Raw genomic sequence first — 15,036 nt, forward strand, 5'->3', positions numbered from 1 at the left:
TTAACCTTTGAATGTATCACGCCAATGCAGCCATCTTCTCTCCAGCAATCGAATTGCGGAATCCGAAAGTTTTCCTATCACTGCAAAGATTGAAATTCCAACGAATACTATATCTGTTTGCGAATAAGCTCTGGCATCCTGAATCATATAGCCTATCCCCGCACTTGTTCCCATCATCTCCGCTACGACGAGTACAAGCCACGATGCACCAAGTGATAAGCGAATACCAAGTAGAATATTAGGCATTGCAGCCGGAATAATCATTTTGCTAAGCAACTGCCATCTTGTATATTGGAAAATACGGGATACTTCAACAAGCTTGATATCAACATTACGAATTCCTAGGAAAGTGTTCAGATAAACTGGAAAAAAAGCACCTAATGAAATCATTAGTATTTTAGAAAATTCACCTACACCAAACCACAAAATGAATAACGGAATAAGGGCAAGTAATGGAATCGTCCGAAGCATCTGTAAAGATGGATCCAGTGTACGCTCTACCAACTTCCCAAGTCCTGTAGATAAGCCAAGCAGCAGTCCAGTAGCAGATCCCAATAAAAAGCCAAGCCCTGCCCGATAGGCGCTAATCCCCAGATGTCGAAACAGCTCACCGCTAGCTATTAAAGAAAAGAACTGCGCAATAATCGTAGATGGAGCAGGCAATGTCGTCGCAGAGACTAGATGGAGCGCAGCTGCCACTTCCCAAATCACCACTAGAGCTAGAGGTACAATCCAACCATGCAGTTTTTTTGGAATCCAGCTTAAACCATCGTCGTGACGCTCTATTTTATTACTGGATAGGTGATTGCTCATGATCCTTTATCTCCTCTATAACTGTCCTGCCATCTTAGCAATCTCGATTCCAACAGCTTCACTAATGAATCTGACAGTTTACCTACTACAGCAAACACGATGATCCCAACAAATACCACTGTGGTCAAAGAAAACGATCGCGCGTCATTGATTAGATAGCCAACACCTGAGCTAGAGCCCATCATCTCCGCTACGACAAGTCCAAGCCAAGCTATGCCCACAGACAAACGGATACCTAAAAAGATGTTGGGCAGTGAGGCTGGAATAATTAACTTACTCACCATCTGCCATTTACTAAATTGCAGTACTCTCCCAACATCAAACAACTTGTTGTCCACCGAACGGATTCCTAGAAATGTGTTCACGTATAATGGGAAAAATGAACCTTTGGCAATCAACAATATTTTTGAGGTTTCACCGAATCCGAACCACAAAATAAATAGTGGAGCGATTGCTAAATGGGGTAGCGTGCGCAGCATTTGCAGCGACGGATCCAGCAAACGTTCTGTTTTGTATGAAAAGCCTACCCACAAACCAGCCGCTAAGCCAAGCCCTCCCCCAATTAAGAAACCTAGCAGTGCCCGCCAAGCGGATATGCCTAAATGTTTCGCCAGCTCACCGGACGCGGTCAAGCTAACCAGTTCCCGCCATATTTCACTTGGCCTTGGCAGCAATATAGGATTTAACTTTCCCATCGCTCCGGCTATCTCCCAAATCAGGAGTAAAGCAATTGGTAAGATAAGTCCAAGCAATATATTCGTCGTTTGGATGGAAAGTCCGCGCTTCTTTACTGGATTCTTCTTATGAATTAGTGGCGAGATCACAGCTTTTTCAGCACTGAATTGCATGTAAACAACCTCTTTTCTACATCTGTGGTTTCATCCGTTACTTCAAAGGTTCCTTCAGTGCTGCTTCAATATATTGATTGTCTGTTATTTTAGAAACTTCAATCTCTTTACGAATGTTCTTAATATCAAATTGAAAATCGGCTGTCTTCTGCAATTCTTCAACAACAGCATCACTAATTGGAATGTTGATCATCTGGGAACGTTCAAACGTACCTTCGATTACCGCTGCCGGAATGTTCCGCTCAGCTGCATATCTTTCAGTCGCTTCAGCGCGATTATCTGTCTCCCAAGCTATAGCTTTGTTGGTTACTTTTAAATAAAGCGTAACTAGTTCTGGATATTTCTCTGCGAACGCTGAACGGGAGATCACAAAAGAAGGAGATAAGACACCCAATTGCTCACCATCCGTCAAAACCTTCCCTTTACCGGTCAATGCGTTTAGAGTAATATACGGATCCCATGTAGCCCATGCATCAACGCCACCGGTTTCAAATGCAGGTTGTGCTTCATCAGGCTGTAGCTGGATAATCTCAAAATCTGCTTCTTTAAGACCTGATTCCTCAATACCGCGATAAAGGAAGTTGTAAGCATTGCTGCCTTTTGTAACAGCTATCTTCTTGCCTTTCAGATCCTCCAGTTTCTGAGCAGTACTACTACCAGGTACAAGAAGAGCAACGTTATTCGTACCTTCTAATACTTGTGAGATAATCTTAATAGGAATACCCGCAGCATGGGCTGCGATCACCGGCATGTTACCAAGAGTCGCTATGTCCAACTTATTAGAAGCGATCGCCTCTGTCATTGGGGGTCCACTTTGAAATTCCGTCCATTCTACTTTTACGCCCAGCTTATCAAATTCTTGCTCATACCATTTTTCCTCACGGGCTTTACCAAACATCCCCCCGCTGCCCTGCACGCCAATCTTAATGGTCACACCTTCATATTTGTTGGCGTCGTTCTTTCCCGCACTCTTTTCATTCGATGCACAACCCGTTGCAAATACAGTCAAAACAAGCATAACAAGTAGTGAATTACGAAATAATTTCATGGATCATTTCTCCCCTTTTTATAAAAAATGGACTCTCTTTATCTAGATACCAGCACCAACATCGATTGCCGGTTCTTCAACCTTCTCAAACTCACTCAGCACCAGTCGACGTAGCTCTTGGAATGAAGTACTGGATCTTTTTCGCGGAAACGGTAAATCAATGGGAAGAATATTGCGAATATGCCCAGGTCGGGGATTCATAATGACTACCCGCTCACCCAAAAATACAGCTTCATCCAGATCATGAGTTACAAATAACATAGTCGTCTTATTGCTCTGCCAAATATCAAGAAGTACCTCTTGCAGATGTGATCTAGTAAAAGCGTCTAGTGCGCCAAAAGGTTCATCGAGCAGTAATACATCCGGATTACGGAGCAACGCCCTAGCAATAGATACTCGTTGGGCCATCCCGCCTGACAGCTCACGTGGATAGGATTTCTCAAAACCCTTTAATCGTACAAGTTCAATCAATTCATCTACTTTTTTGCGAACCTCTGGATTTTTAAGCGATAAATTTGCTGCAATATTATGCTCCACCGTCAACCACGGAAAAAGTCTTGGTTCTTGAAAAATAAATCCCTTCTCAATACTTGGACCGTCGATCTGTTTGCCATTCAGTAGAACCGTGCCGCTATAGCTCGTATCCAATCCTGCCACAATTTTTAGCAAGGTACTTTTTCCGCAGCCGCTGGGACCTATAATCGTAATCAACTCGCCTTTTTTCACCTTCAGCTGAATATTGCTTAATGCGATAACATCACCGGCAGGCGCGGCGAATACTTTATTCAAATGTTCGATAACCAGTGTTTCCTCCGTCACTCCATTCACCCTTTCCGATAAATTTAAACTAAACTATACTTATGTATTTAATAGGTATTAAGAGCAAAAAAAATAATGAGAGCTTCTAAAGAACCTTATCCGATTATTCAACTAGGTTTAATTTACATCATCTTATCAGTGACATTCCTCACATGTCAAACATTATTTGCCAAATGGTTGTATGTCTTGTGAAGTGGGTAGGTTTTGCGAATGGCAAGGACATAGTATTAGTTATAGTCGATAGGGATTTATCTAATTGGAGTTCAAAACTGCACAAAAAAATACCGCATATTTATTGGTTTTGGACCAATGAATAAGCAGTATTTTGGGGGCTGTTCACAAACCCCATTGCTTAGGGAACCTCATGCTAAATTCTGAAAGTATCAGCATTGATAATAATTCCAACTATTACTTTCTAAACGTTCTTTCATAATCTTCAAACCGTATTTTTCTAATTTGTTTACGATCCGTTGTTCTAGCAATGATTCCTTCTGATTTGCCTGATGCGTCGATTCCTACTTGCGTGTTTTCGAATCTTTTTAAATAAGAATATGTACTCTCAAGAGAAATTGGAAACTCGGAACCCTTTGTGGTTTCAAGAAGTGGTGCAGACTGCAAATCAATACTTTCAATAAATCTCTTCTTCTCAATTTCATCATAAAATGGTTGATTTCCGTGATCACGCCACACCGCAATTTTCTCCTGCGATAACTCAAGAAGTCTATATAATTCATCCTTATTCAAGGAGAACACATCAAATACACGATACCCTTGAGTTTTTCTGTCAGAATAGTTCTTGGATGCTTTAGTTTTCCCTCCATAAGATTCCTGATAAATTACGGTTAATGCCCAGTCACCCTCAAGAAGGATATCTGCAATTACTTTTTCTGCTAACGGCTTAAGAAATTCCGCAATGTTCCCATAAGGATTACCGATTCTATCTCCTTTTGCATATAACAATTCTTCTCTGGAACCAATTAGATAATCAACTTCGTTATCATCATTTTTTAATAAAATGATCCTTGAATTTTCACCATCTACTTTTTCGTAAATAAAAACATCGTCTAATTCTGCGAAGCCTCTTGACTCCGTTAAAACATCATTTAACCGACCTCGTTCACCTAATTGATGATATGTAAGAATGCTTGGGTACTTTGTTAAAGAATTTATTTTCTTTAAATCCATAAACTATTCTCCTTCTTTCAAATTCACTTTATATGACTCTTGTTCTTATAACTGATTACGTGTTCACGTGTTATTCCTGATGAGATTGTCATAAAGAGTTCTCCTTATTTGTTTACCAATTTAACTTTGAAGATAAGTATCATCATAATCTACGTAATTACTTTGTTGATTACGCATGAAGGTTATACGCAAAGAAGGTTCTTATATGTATTTTCAAGTGATACTCATGTAATAGAAAATCAGCAAAATAAGAATATGTAAATAGTAGTAAACACCAATAAATCTTCTTTAATAATCTGATTCAAATATTGTTTCGTTTTTATCATTTGAGAAAATAATTTTTAATTGAGCAGTCGGATTCCAAATCCTACTATCTTTTATAATTAGATATTTTCCACCTGTATATTCATACTCGCGAGTCTTACTGTCAATCACCACTGAAAATGTTTTAGCATCTTTTAAAACTTGCGTATTATTAATTACAAGGCCAATTGAACCTTTCTCTAAACCACCAATAGCTATCTCATCTCGTATCATAGCCGTAGATTTAGTATAGTCAGAAGCGCTACGATAAATATAAATATAAATATAAATATAGGGCAAGCCTTAATAAATTCAAGCATGTACGTATCTAAAATAACAAAGGATTTACCCTACTAACTCCACTATAACATTAAATGGAATATGCTTATCTTCTACCAAGGCAATAAATTCCGAGTTGTAGCCATTAGGTATTTATAGGTTTTATGACCATAATTTATTAGTCTGTAAGATTGTATTATCAGATGATTTTGATACCTTTAATGCGAAATGATTGAAGTTGCTTGTAAACAGTGTTACTCTATCAACGGTAAACTCAAAAATCTGTACTCTTCAATACATCTTATAATAGTCACTATTTTTAGTTAAGAAAGGTAACACTATGATAAAAGTTGATAACTTATCCTTCGCATTCCCGCAAAAAGAACTATATAAAAACATTTCATTTACGCTTGAAGAAGCACAACATTGCGCTTTTATAGGAACAAGCGGCAGTGGTAAAAGTACACTGATCGATATACTGATGGATCCAGAAAAATATTTGTTCGAAGGCAAGCTAGAGATGGACCCCACCTGCAAAATTGGATATGTAAGTCAGTTTTCGCAACTAGACAAATCTAAAGAAACAACCGTTTTTGAATATATAGGAGAAGAATTTATTAAGATACAAAATGAAATAACAGCGATTCTCACTGAAATGGAAACATCATCAGATATTGATTCATTACTCGAAAAGTATCAATTAGCTCTAGATGCCTTTGATTTAATGGATGGAAATGATTTTGAAAGCAATATTAATAAGAAACTAAATTTAGCCAACCTCTTGAAGCTAAAAGATGTTAGGGTATCCGATCTAAGTGGTGGGGAATTCAAGCTTATTCAAGTGATGAAGGAAATGCTGACTAGTCCAGACTTAATGATTATGGATGAGCCCGATGTATTTTTAGATTTTGAAAACCTAAATGCACTTAAAAATCTGATTAATGCTCACAAAGGAATATTGCTAGTTGTTACGCATAACCGTTATCTATTAAATCATTGTTTTAACAAAATCATACACCTTGAAAACATGGAGATCCAAGAGTTCGATGGGCGATATATTGAGTATAACTTCTCATTACTTCAGACGAAAATTGAGTTACAAGAAATCGCAGTCGCTGAACAAGAAGAAATAGAGAGATACGATAACATTATTGATAATCTTAGAGCGATCGCAACCTATAATTCAGAAGCATCTAGAGGGAGAGCGTTAAAAGCTAGGGTTAAGTTTCAAGAAAGATTGGAAGCGCGAAAAATTAAAGCGCCATTCGTTGATATTAAGCAACCAAAAATCAGTTTTGGTGTGGACAATGAATTTGAAGAAGACATCACTGTTTTAAATGTGAATAATTATAGTGTTTCCTTTGATGAGTTGATTTTAGAAAATGTTAACTTTGAGATGAAACCTACAGATAAAGTAGCCCTTATCGGTCCAAACGGTACCGGGAAAACGACTTTACTCCGAGATATCTTTAAAAATAATCATGATTCAATTGAAATAAATGCTGATATTAAAGTGGCTTATCTTTCTCAGCTTCAAGACGAAGTGCTAAAGGATTCTAATACCATACTAGAAGACTTCATCGATGCCGGGTTTGCAACTTATGACGAGATTAGAGCACATCTTTCAAACTATGGCTTTGAAGGAGAAATTCTTACTCAAAAGATAGAATCTTTATCTGGTGGCGAAAAAAATATACTGCAATTGGCAAAAGTTTCTGCTAGCAAAGCAAACTTATTGCTTCTTGATGAACCGACAAGCCATTTAGACACCTATACACAAATCGCACTGGAGAAAGCCATTGAAGACTATAAAGGTGCGATTCTCATGATTTCTCATGATTTCTATTCTGTAGTAAATGGGATGGATTATGTACTAATCATTGACGAGAAGACGATTAGAAAAATGAGTATGCGAAAATTCAGAAAGATGATTTATGCCAGTCATTTTGATAAAGATTATTTAGAAAATGAACAAAATAAAAAAGCAGTTGAAATGAAAATAGAATTAGCTTTAAAAGACAATAATTTTGAACTTGCGAAAGGTATGGTTGACGAGCTAGAAGAGCTGATTAAGTTACTTTAAATTCCAACCTTCTGAATGAAAATGATTACAAGAACGATGAAATAAAATGTTGGTGGAAAAGTATCCACATTAAAGACACTGATGAATAGATCTCAGTGTCTTTTTACTGCATTGATTTTATTGATAGCTCATGCCGGGACAGTGGTTCACTTATCATTAAAAATCTTTCCCAACACATTTTTTGCCAAACTTCTCTTCACCTCTCTGGTTGATATAACTATAATGAAGTATCATGAGAAATTTTTATCAAAACAGTCTTTGGTCTCGCATTTAATTTTATACCATTGATAACCATAATCCGATAAGTTTGGTAGGATCAATAATTTGTTACCACAGCGGATACAATTATTTTCTGATAAATTTCCGTTCTTATAGTCCGCTAAGTAACCTTCTGCTAGTTCTACTTCCTTAATTATATTTTCTAGAGCAACATCGCTTATATCAAAAGGGGTCATATCTCCTCTATTTGCATAAATAGAGCGTGAAAAAGCTCCAAATCCACCAACCAGTTCGTGGTGATGGGTATTAATCCGTCCCCCACCTCTCTCAAATAATTTGATCATCGGTTCATATATATCTGGAAACTGTAATGCGATATTGTCGCGCGCATCAAGCAAAGAGCACCAGCGTAAATAATGTATACTTATTAATTTCATAAGCATAATATCAATTTTATTAAAATTCGGACACGTTTCTAAGAAAATGTCCCACTCATTTTCCTCCATTTTAAAACCTAATAACATATCCATACCTATGTATATACTTGCTGCTTCCTTAGAGATAAACTGCAAAAACACGCCGACTCTACGGTAATACTCTGCAATCAAATTAGCATCTGCTTCATATTCACCTCTAGATCTTACTTCTTCGTATCTTTTTTTTGAAATTCCAATGTATAAATTCGCATTAATATTCTTAATTCTTTCAACACCTGATTCGTAATAATTCATGAAGATTCCTCCGACTTAACTCACAAATGTAGTTCCCTATATCTGATAGAAGATTGGTTTATTTAACCAGCTCGCCCGATTGTATCAGATTCAATTTTCTCGTTATTTATCGGTTTGGAATTAAAAAGTTAGTTGGTAAAAATTATTTCATTCAAACTGTATTATTTTGATTGATTATTGTCAATGCTGTTCGAAATAGTTTATTACAGAAAACAACAATTATGTAATCCTAAATGAGCACTAAACTTATTGCACTCAATTCATATTACTATAAAAAACAGTATATTAGTGGTTTAATCTATTATGCACTACAGCTTCAGTTGTAAGAACATAGCTGCAACGGATGGTGCGTTTTGAAGAGCTGAACGGCGCATCTATTGATAGTATCTATCATAAAAAAAAGACTACTTCTTGTATTGATGTTAATTTTTTAAGTGTAAAATGGTGATTAGTTAATGTAAAGTATTCATAAGTAAATAGTTCTTAATCCTATTGCGCTTCTAGTAAGGCTGCGGCTTGGATACGAGGAAACGTCTATAGTAGCAGGTGCGATAGTAATAAGATTAGGCATTTTTGAAACCTCCTATATATTTTTGCGTACAAAATGTTTAACTTTTTGTACATATAGTATGCTATTAAAAAACACAATTTCAACACTTAACAAACAAAATGTTTGCGTTATTGTACTTTTGTTCAAGAAATATAAAATTGAGGTATAGATATTTAGGAGGAATACATATGAAACTTCGTCCAAGCTACAAGCCGATAGAGATCACACTAATACGACGAGACAAGACGAAAACGTATCTTCGGAATACATTAGGTAGGTTTGTCTCCTGCAACTATTGCTAAGATGTCCAACGGAGAGTTTGTTGCGCTCAGTGTAATCGCGCGTATTTGTGAGGATTTGGATTGTAAGATCGAGGAGTTGTTGAGTTTGTAGATGACACGAACATGGTCAATGTCGAATAGCGTTAAGATCACCGTCAAATTAGCCGCTCTGTACCATGTCCTAACGCTAATACTCCCGAAGGGCTAGGCGCGCTAATTCAAGGGCTTACGCAGGCAGATAGGACGATACGAACAAATAAAGGTGCAGCCCTAACGGATACTCTCCGCTAAGACTGCGCTTTAACTACGTTAACAACTTAGCACATCAAAGGTGCTAAAGCTCCGAAAAATCCCTTTGTTTATGCGGCTTCCCAGCGCAAGTCCTTAAAGGAGAACGCCAAGATTAACGTCATAATCAATCGCCTGCAGCACTCCGCTTACACCGTAACGCATTCCCCTCCGCGAGCCCCTCCGTATATGCATCGTAAAACAGACCCACCGGAGAATATACGCTCTCCTTCGGCAATCCTGTCCGCATGTTTACCGCCTTCGCGAAATACCTATCCACAGCCAGTACGATTTTGTCCGGCTCTAGTCGGGAAATAAAACTTCTCATCAATGTTTCGCGTTAATACTATACGAAATTACAATGCCCTCACCTGAGTGGCGTACACATCCACACACAACTCAATCAGCGACAGATGCATTAAAATTACAACATATCCCCGAAAGGAAGTAGCGCTAATTTGTCGAATATTACTTTTATTGCGGAAGAAATTTGGAAACATTCGAAACTATGCGGATATTACAGATGGACGACGAATTATTCATGGCAGCGTTAGCACAAGTACACGTTACGGTACGAGAAAAAGAAGACGTCAGAATTAAAGAGCACAGTGGACCAATCCAAAAGTATACACCGGTTAGCGTGAAGAACTCCGGTGCTTATTATATGCGGATTAATTATAACTTTCCGGTTACGAAGGAGGGCGAGCGATAAAATGGGAGATAATAATTTAAGTCTCAGCCTCTCTGTCCTGAGCTATCCGGCCGAGATGTTTAACGACGCGTTATTCAATAAAGATGAAGGAAATAAAGCAATTGACGAATTTCAAAAACGACGATATTATCGGCAGGCTATCCTGAATTTTTGCGCATCAGTTTAAGCAGCACTGACTCAGCTTGTTCATAAAAAGCTAAAATTAATGGCTGAAGATTTATCTCCGAATAATACTATTCTTCTTAAATTACTGCAAAATGGAAGCAAGGTACCCTCCGAATTCGAGAATATCTCAGCAAAAATAAAGAAGTTTGAAGAACTGTTTAGCTGCAATATCGACCAACTCACTCTTAGTAACTATATGAGATTAACGTCTCAGAGGAATAAAATCACCCACTTCAACGAGTCTAACAAATCTTTACTTTACGCGACGAGCACTTTAAGGAATATTGCAGTAAGCGCCCCGTCAAAAGTAGAGGCTTTGTTGTCTGAGTTGTATAACCATTCAGGGTTCACTAGGTGTGCAAGCCCTTTCTATAAACAGCGTAAAGCAAGGTATTAAACGATAAAATCCATAAATATCGGACTCTGTAAAAAAACGTGATAGTGCAATTTTTTTATGTTCTCACGCGTTCTAACCCTCGGCTCCACATATATAAAATAAACGTCCTCGCCGATAATCAACGGTTTCACGACTGCATAGAAGTTTTCTCCTACGTAGGCGACGGATCAGACACTACTACAAGTAACGGGTTGGAGTAGAGAAACGAGAAAATAAAACAAGTATCGAGCAAATCATGAGCAAGCACTTATAGCTATAAGGGAGATGGAATTTATGTCAAAAAAACTGCAGGTTTTTATTTCCTCAACATTCACTGACCTTCAGGATGAAAGACAGGCAGCCGTTGAGTCGGTTCTTAAGTCCGGTCATATTCCTGCAGGAATGGAATTGTTTCGCTCTGGCGATCAATCTCAAAAAGACACAATAACAAAATGGATAGAAGAGTCCGATGTGTACCTGCTGATATTAGGCGGCAGATATGGTTCTATAGAAGAAACGACTGGCAAGAGTTATACACATTGGGAATACGACCTAGCAGGAGAATTAAAAAAACCCAGATTCGCAGTTGTAATCTCTTCAGATGCTCTTCAAAAAAAAATTAAGAAATTGGGGAAAGCTGTTATTGAACTTGATAATGCACAAAAATATGAAGACTTCAAATCAAATGTACTATCTAAAGTATCGCGATTCTTTGAGGATACTAAGGACATACAGATAACAGTGATGCAGACTTTAAATGAACTTGTTAAAGACAAAAACCTATACGGTTGGATCTCAGGTAGGGCTGTTCAAAATAGCGAAGAATACGCAACATCGGTGCTGCACTATAAAAAGGAGATGGATCAGCTTGGTCGGGAAAACGAAAAGCTAAAGCAGGCACTCCAACAAGCAACGGTTAAAGAGCGACAGATACAAAACAGCCCTCCAGAAATAACTGACAGACTAGAAAAAGTTTTAAAACTATTGAGCGCTTCATACATCAGTTCGTATCCCGGAATTAGTTGGGAGATAATATTAGAAAAAAATGAGGAAGACGGTGAGTCATCTACAATTATTCTCCAGTACCCAGAATCAGATTACTCGCCATACTATATTTTCAGTCCCGATCAACAATATTATCAAAAACTACTCATTGTGAAAGAAATTACTCTCGAAGAGTTCAATGAAACTTTAGCTGAAATACGAGTTTTTGTACACAACTACAAGCATGCAGAAGGAGTTCCTATACACTTCATCATCGCTATTCCCGGAGATCACGGTAATCTGCAAGATATTTCAGAAAAGTTCCTAAAGAAAGCAGTAAAGCTTGAAAAAGTTACCTCCGAAGTTGAATTTAAAATTGAAGTATGGGATGAAAATGTAATATCGCATTTCGAGGATGAATTAGGATTATCAATTAACCCATTAGTTAAAAAGCGATAACGGGCAGCCGTGTCAAGAAATACCTGGATGTACATGGTCTGCAGCACCGATCGCAGCTTTGACACGGAACATACACGACCAAACTGAGGGTTACATAAGCCTGCGAAAAGGCACGCACAACAAGCAAAAACCGGTCGACCCTATGTGGGCTTTCCGGCTTGACTTCATTATTTATAGATTGTATTAACCGTCGAAAACATATCATGTTGCTTCGATATGTCCAGCTCTCACCATGTTAGCATTGTGTCCTAGTAACAATCTACGAAACTACAATGCCTCACCTGAGAAATGAACACACCCTCATAAGATCCCCTTTTCGTAAATAAAAACGCCTCCTCCTCGGAAGAAACTGGCGCTGTTTTGTCGAATGTTATTCATCAACACCCCAGAAAGGCGCTGATTGTTACGGAGGTATACACGGACATCGAATTATTTACCGCGGCACTGGCGTAAGGTCGTGTAACCGCACGTGAAAAGGACGGGCGAATAGCGGAATACGGAGGCCAGGTCGAAAAATACACGCAAAATACCGTCAAGATTGGTGGAGTGTACTAAGTTAGATCCGCACATGAATTTCACGTAAAGGAGGCGACAAAATGACGGACCCACAAGCGCAAGCACTGCGCGATGCTATCGAAAAAATGTCCGAGACACAGGCAAAAAACACGCTCTATCGCATCTTTGCGAAACTAGAGCGTGTTGGTCGTAACAACTATACAAAAGAGGACGCCCAGCGCGACATAGAAGAAATACATGCAGCAGAAATAGGACGCCCTCAAATATTTAACAGTAAGAAATAAAGATCAACCTTATACAATAAACTCCGTAAATACCGGACTCCGCAACATACCTGCGCGAGTCCAATTTCGTATTTTCACACGTATTCAGCATCTGTAAGGATTGTTAAAAGAGCGCCATCTCTCCGTTTTCCTGGCGCTCCCTGTTGTGTCCGACGAGAAATAAGCGTACAATGGCGTTAAGTATTAAATAGCGGAGGGGTAACCGGATTCTTTGGTCGGATGATCGGTTATTTTAACTCCGCTTTTTTCTGTCAATAACTAATACCAATGAAGCAAATGATATCATTAACGTTAATGCCTCGTTTATAGTCAACATCTTCCTCACCTCCTTCAACTGACGCGAATCCTCGTTGTTTATTGAAACGAGGCATCAATTCTACTCTTGTTTCATCGAACATAATTCAACCAAACCGCAGTAGTCAATGTTAGGATCTTACAGAAGTTGGGAGGTCGAGGGCGTAATGGAGATTGCGCCAAGGGTAGCGTTCGACGGCCGCGAAAAAGATTTCGTGATTAATAGAGTTCATATATCTCCAAGTACTCACTCGATCGTTAAATTTTTTCTTGTGACAGGACGCCGTGGTGAAGTCTTAGCCGCAGGTTTATCTCTCGAGCCATCATCCTCGTATGCCTCATCTCCAATCACTCTACCATTGATATACTCCCCATATTTTGTCAGCACTCCTGTCGGCTCACCTTGTGAGTCTTCAAGCTCAACATACTCACTCAATCCAAAAACTTCTTCAGCACTGAGTAGGGCGTTAATTATCATATTCTTTGCTATAGTACTTCTTTTAAGACTTGATAGTTTTGAAATATAAGCAAGACGATTATAATCATACTCACTTAACACCACCGTAATTCGTTTCTCCTCACCTCTATCTCGCTTCTCTCTCATGCGCTGATCTTGGGCAAGCCTCTTAAAATATTCTGTATTTGCATCCATTTCATTACCTCCCTTGGTATATTCTGATTATACACACACCAATGGTTGGAGTAAATACTTAAAATAAACTTTTTACATATAAAAATAAACTTTTATAAACCCACTAAAATCAACGCCACAAACTGCGCAGCCTCATCCGCTAAATCCGTCTCCTGCACGATGCCCCAATTCGGTAGATATACGATCTCAACGCGCGTATCCTCGCCGCTATTACGCCCTTTGCCGAGTTCGATTACGCCGTGCCCTTCGTGTGCCAGCGTATCAGTTCCGAACAGGTACGTTGAATCTGCGAGTATCGTCTTCGTTCTCATGACGAATTACCGTAATCCGTACGTTAAATGCCGAGTCGCATTATCGCCTGGACATCGCCCGTCTCACCTCAGATTATATGAAACAAGCAGTATTGTTGCAAAGTTGAATTTAAGCTATCTTACTAAAACCTCTCTTATTATACTTTGTATACAAAACAACCACTTTTGTATACATAATAGTTACTTTTGTATACAAAAGTATCCATTTAGGGTACATTTTTCCGTCTACATGAGATATGTTAAGTTAAACGATCTCTCATTTTCTCTTAAATACTCATGCTGACGCCGTTTTTCGAAAATGTCTTTATTCTCGCTATGAAATCCACTTCACCATGCATATCACGTATACGATCCGCTAAACTCGCGTCGAATACCTCCGCTAAATCTTCGATCGCTATATTCGATGGCATATAGCCGGCATGGTGTTCGTCACACGATAACTAATTCCGCTATGTGGAATCTGTCCGAAGCTACGCGTACTCCGATCTCATCAAGAACCGCGATGGTACGGTTTTGGTAGGATAACTCTGTATATAACTCCAGGAGCGCATTCACATCGAAAAAGTAAGCCGAACGTTCCAACGGTTGCCCCTTTTCATTGGTGAGATCCGATATATGCGGATAATATACGAGTTAATTACTGCGGCGGTATCCGCAACGTACACTGTACGGATAATATGCAGTTTTTAGCGTGCGTCAATTGCGTTCCTCCTTCTATATTTACTTTATCTCAGATATAAACAACTGTCATTCAACAAATATGGTTTGAAATTGTAGCTTGACAAGCCCATATTTAAGCTATATTTAGCGCTTTTGGACCAAAATCGAATAAAACC

17 protein-coding genes are annotated in these 15,036 nt (G+C 38.6%); 5 read left to right on the forward strand and 12 right to left on the reverse strand.

The window, feature by feature from the left end:
- The 6 genes from MHH46_RS22060 to MHH46_RS22085 all read right to left on the reverse strand — a co-directional run bounded on the left by MHH46_RS22060 (position 1) and on the right by MHH46_RS22085 (position 5,250).
- Entirely contained in the window at positions 1 to 813 is an 813-nt protein-coding gene (locus MHH46_RS22060; RefSeq protein ID WP_076129474.1) for an ABC transporter permease, read from the reverse strand.
- Positions 810 to 1,661: an ABC transporter permease gene (locus MHH46_RS22065; RefSeq protein ID WP_038572516.1), complete on the reverse strand. Its 852-nt coding sequence runs from the start codon at positions 1,659 to 1,661 to the stop codon at positions 810 to 812. Before MHH46_RS22065 ends, MHH46_RS22060 begins: the two co-directional genes overlap by 4 nt.
- Positions 1,662 to 1,698: 37 nt before the next feature.
- Positions 1,699 to 2,709, reverse strand: a complete 1,011-nt coding sequence (locus tag MHH46_RS22070; RefSeq protein WP_076193170.1) for an aliphatic sulfonate ABC transporter substrate-binding protein — start codon at positions 2,707 to 2,709, stop codon at positions 1,699 to 1,701.
- Between the two features lie 42 nt (positions 2,710 to 2,751).
- Positions 2,752 to 3,528, reverse strand: a complete 777-nt coding sequence (locus MHH46_RS22075) for an ABC transporter ATP-binding protein (RefSeq protein ID WP_076193168.1) — start codon at positions 3,526 to 3,528, stop codon at positions 2,752 to 2,754.
- 408 nt (positions 3,529 to 3,936) lie between these two features.
- Positions 3,937 to 4,713, reverse strand: coding sequence for an RNA ligase family protein (locus MHH46_RS22080; protein WP_076193166.1), 777 nt, complete (start codon positions 4,711 to 4,713; stop codon positions 3,937 to 3,939).
- A gap of 288 nt (positions 4,714 to 5,001) precedes the next feature.
- Positions 5,002 to 5,250, reverse strand: coding sequence for a hypothetical protein (locus MHH46_RS22085; RefSeq protein ID WP_143765051.1), 249 nt, complete (start codon positions 5,248 to 5,250; stop codon positions 5,002 to 5,004).
- Between the two features lie 385 nt (positions 5,251 to 5,635).
- Here MHH46_RS22085 and MHH46_RS22090 point away from each other — a divergent pair, with 385 nt between their 5' ends.
- Complete coding sequence (locus tag MHH46_RS22090) at positions 5,636 to 7,378, forward strand: ABC-F family ATP-binding cassette domain-containing protein (RefSeq protein ID WP_076129468.1); 1,743 nt, start codon at positions 5,636 to 5,638, stop codon at positions 7,376 to 7,378.
- A 230-nt stretch (positions 7,379 to 7,608) separates the two neighbouring features.
- Here MHH46_RS22090 and MHH46_RS22095 read toward each other — a convergent pair whose 3' ends face one another.
- A complete protein-coding gene (locus MHH46_RS22095) occupies positions 7,609 to 8,328 on the reverse strand; it encodes a hypothetical protein (protein WP_076129467.1) in 720 nt (239 codons plus the stop codon).
- Between the two features lie 853 nt (positions 8,329 to 9,181).
- On the opposite strand from MHH46_RS22095, the gene MHH46_RS22100 reads away from it, so the two are divergent.
- Complete coding sequence (locus MHH46_RS22100) at positions 9,182 to 9,271, forward strand: helix-turn-helix domain-containing protein (protein WP_305953561.1); 90 nt, start codon at positions 9,182 to 9,184, stop codon at positions 9,269 to 9,271.
- A 303-nt stretch (positions 9,272 to 9,574) separates the two neighbouring features.
- Here MHH46_RS22100 and MHH46_RS22105 read toward each other — a convergent pair whose 3' ends face one another.
- Positions 9,575 to 9,775: a hypothetical protein gene (locus tag MHH46_RS22105; protein ID WP_143762757.1), complete on the reverse strand. Its 201-nt coding sequence runs from the start codon at positions 9,773 to 9,775 to the stop codon at positions 9,575 to 9,577.
- Between the two features lie 195 nt (positions 9,776 to 9,970).
- Between MHH46_RS22105 and MHH46_RS22110 the strand changes: the two genes are divergently transcribed.
- The 3 genes from MHH46_RS22110 to MHH46_RS22120 all read left to right on the forward strand — a co-directional run bounded on the left by MHH46_RS22110 (position 9,971) and on the right by MHH46_RS22120 (position 12,943).
- Positions 9,971 to 10,159, forward strand: coding sequence for a hypothetical protein (locus MHH46_RS22110; RefSeq protein WP_256715832.1), 189 nt, complete (start codon positions 9,971 to 9,973; stop codon positions 10,157 to 10,159).
- Positions 10,160 to 10,994: 835 nt separating this feature from the next.
- A complete protein-coding gene (locus MHH46_RS22115; protein ID WP_076129465.1) occupies positions 10,995 to 12,143 on the forward strand; it encodes a DUF4062 domain-containing protein in 1,149 nt (382 codons plus the stop codon).
- A gap of 596 nt (positions 12,144 to 12,739) precedes the next feature.
- Positions 12,740 to 12,943, forward strand: coding sequence for a hypothetical protein (locus tag MHH46_RS22120; RefSeq protein ID WP_076129464.1), 204 nt, complete (start codon positions 12,740 to 12,742; stop codon positions 12,941 to 12,943).
- A 232-nt stretch (positions 12,944 to 13,175) separates the two neighbouring features.
- Here the strand turns inward: MHH46_RS22120 and MHH46_RS22125 are convergent, their stop codons facing one another.
- The 4 genes from MHH46_RS22125 to MHH46_RS22140 form a co-directional block, all read right to left on the reverse strand.
- Positions 13,176 to 13,259, reverse strand: a complete 84-nt coding sequence (locus tag MHH46_RS22125) for a putative holin-like toxin (protein WP_405132629.1) — start codon at positions 13,257 to 13,259, stop codon at positions 13,176 to 13,178.
- Positions 13,260 to 13,484: 225 nt separating this feature from the next.
- Positions 13,485 to 13,889, reverse strand: coding sequence for a hypothetical protein (locus MHH46_RS22130; protein WP_076129463.1), 405 nt, complete (start codon positions 13,887 to 13,889; stop codon positions 13,485 to 13,487).
- Between the two features lie 92 nt (positions 13,890 to 13,981).
- Positions 13,982 to 14,200, reverse strand: coding sequence for a hypothetical protein (locus MHH46_RS22135; protein WP_076129462.1), 219 nt, complete (start codon positions 14,198 to 14,200; stop codon positions 13,982 to 13,984).
- Positions 14,201 to 14,629: 429 nt separating this feature from the next.
- Entirely contained in the window at positions 14,630 to 14,782 is a 153-nt protein-coding gene (locus MHH46_RS22140; RefSeq protein WP_179086314.1) for a hypothetical protein, read from the reverse strand.
- Positions 14,783 to 15,036 lie beyond the last annotated feature (254 nt).

The organism is Paenibacillus sp. FSL H8-0175, assembly GCF_045040615.1.
Classification (GTDB): domain Bacteria; phylum Bacillota; class Bacilli; order Paenibacillales; family Paenibacillaceae; genus Paenibacillus_AQ; species Paenibacillus_AQ odorifer.

Coding starts and splice junctions, on each gene's coding strand:
- MHH46_RS22110 (WP_256715832.1), top strand. CDS start 9,971: ATGGACGACGAATTATTCATGGCAGCGTTAGCACAAGTACACGTTACG.
- MHH46_RS22070 (WP_076193170.1), bottom strand. CDS start 2,709: ATGAAATTATTTCGTAATTCACTACTTGTTATGCTTGTTTTGACTGTA.
- MHH46_RS22100 (WP_305953561.1), top strand. CDS start 9,182: ATGTCCAACGGAGAGTTTGTTGCGCTCAGTGTAATCGCGCGTATTTGT.
- MHH46_RS22105 (WP_143762757.1), bottom strand. CDS start 9,775: ATGAGAAGTTTTATTTCCCGACTAGAGCCGGACAAAATCGTACTGGCT.
- MHH46_RS22095 (WP_076129467.1), bottom strand. CDS start 8,328: ATGAATTATTACGAATCAGGTGTTGAAAGAATTAAGAATATTAATGCG.
- MHH46_RS22085 (WP_143765051.1), bottom strand. CDS start 5,250: ATGATACGAGATGAGATAGCTATTGGTGGTTTAGAGAAAGGTTCAATT.
- MHH46_RS22120 (WP_076129464.1), top strand. CDS start 12,740: ATGACGGACCCACAAGCGCAAGCACTGCGCGATGCTATCGAAAAAATG.
- MHH46_RS22130 (WP_076129463.1), bottom strand. CDS start 13,889: ATGGATGCAAATACAGAATATTTTAAGAGGCTTGCCCAAGATCAGCGC.
- MHH46_RS22115 (WP_076129465.1), top strand. CDS start 10,995: ATGTCAAAAAAACTGCAGGTTTTTATTTCCTCAACATTCACTGACCTT.
- MHH46_RS22090 (WP_076129468.1), top strand. CDS start 5,636: ATGATAAAAGTTGATAACTTATCCTTCGCATTCCCGCAAAAAGAACTA.
- MHH46_RS22125 (WP_405132629.1), bottom strand. CDS start 13,259: ATGTTGACTATAAACGAGGCATTAACGTTAATGATATCATTTGCTTCA.
- MHH46_RS22080 (WP_076193166.1), bottom strand. CDS start 4,713: ATGGATTTAAAGAAAATAAATTCTTTAACAAAGTACCCAAGCATTCTT.
- MHH46_RS22060 (WP_076129474.1), bottom strand. CDS start 813: ATGAGCAATCACCTATCCAGTAATAAAATAGAGCGTCACGACGATGGT.
- MHH46_RS22065 (WP_038572516.1), bottom strand. CDS start 1,661: ATGCAATTCAGTGCTGAAAAAGCTGTGATCTCGCCACTAATTCATAAG.
- MHH46_RS22135 (WP_076129462.1), bottom strand. CDS start 14,200: ATGAGAACGAAGACGATACTCGCAGATTCAACGTACCTGTTCGGAACT.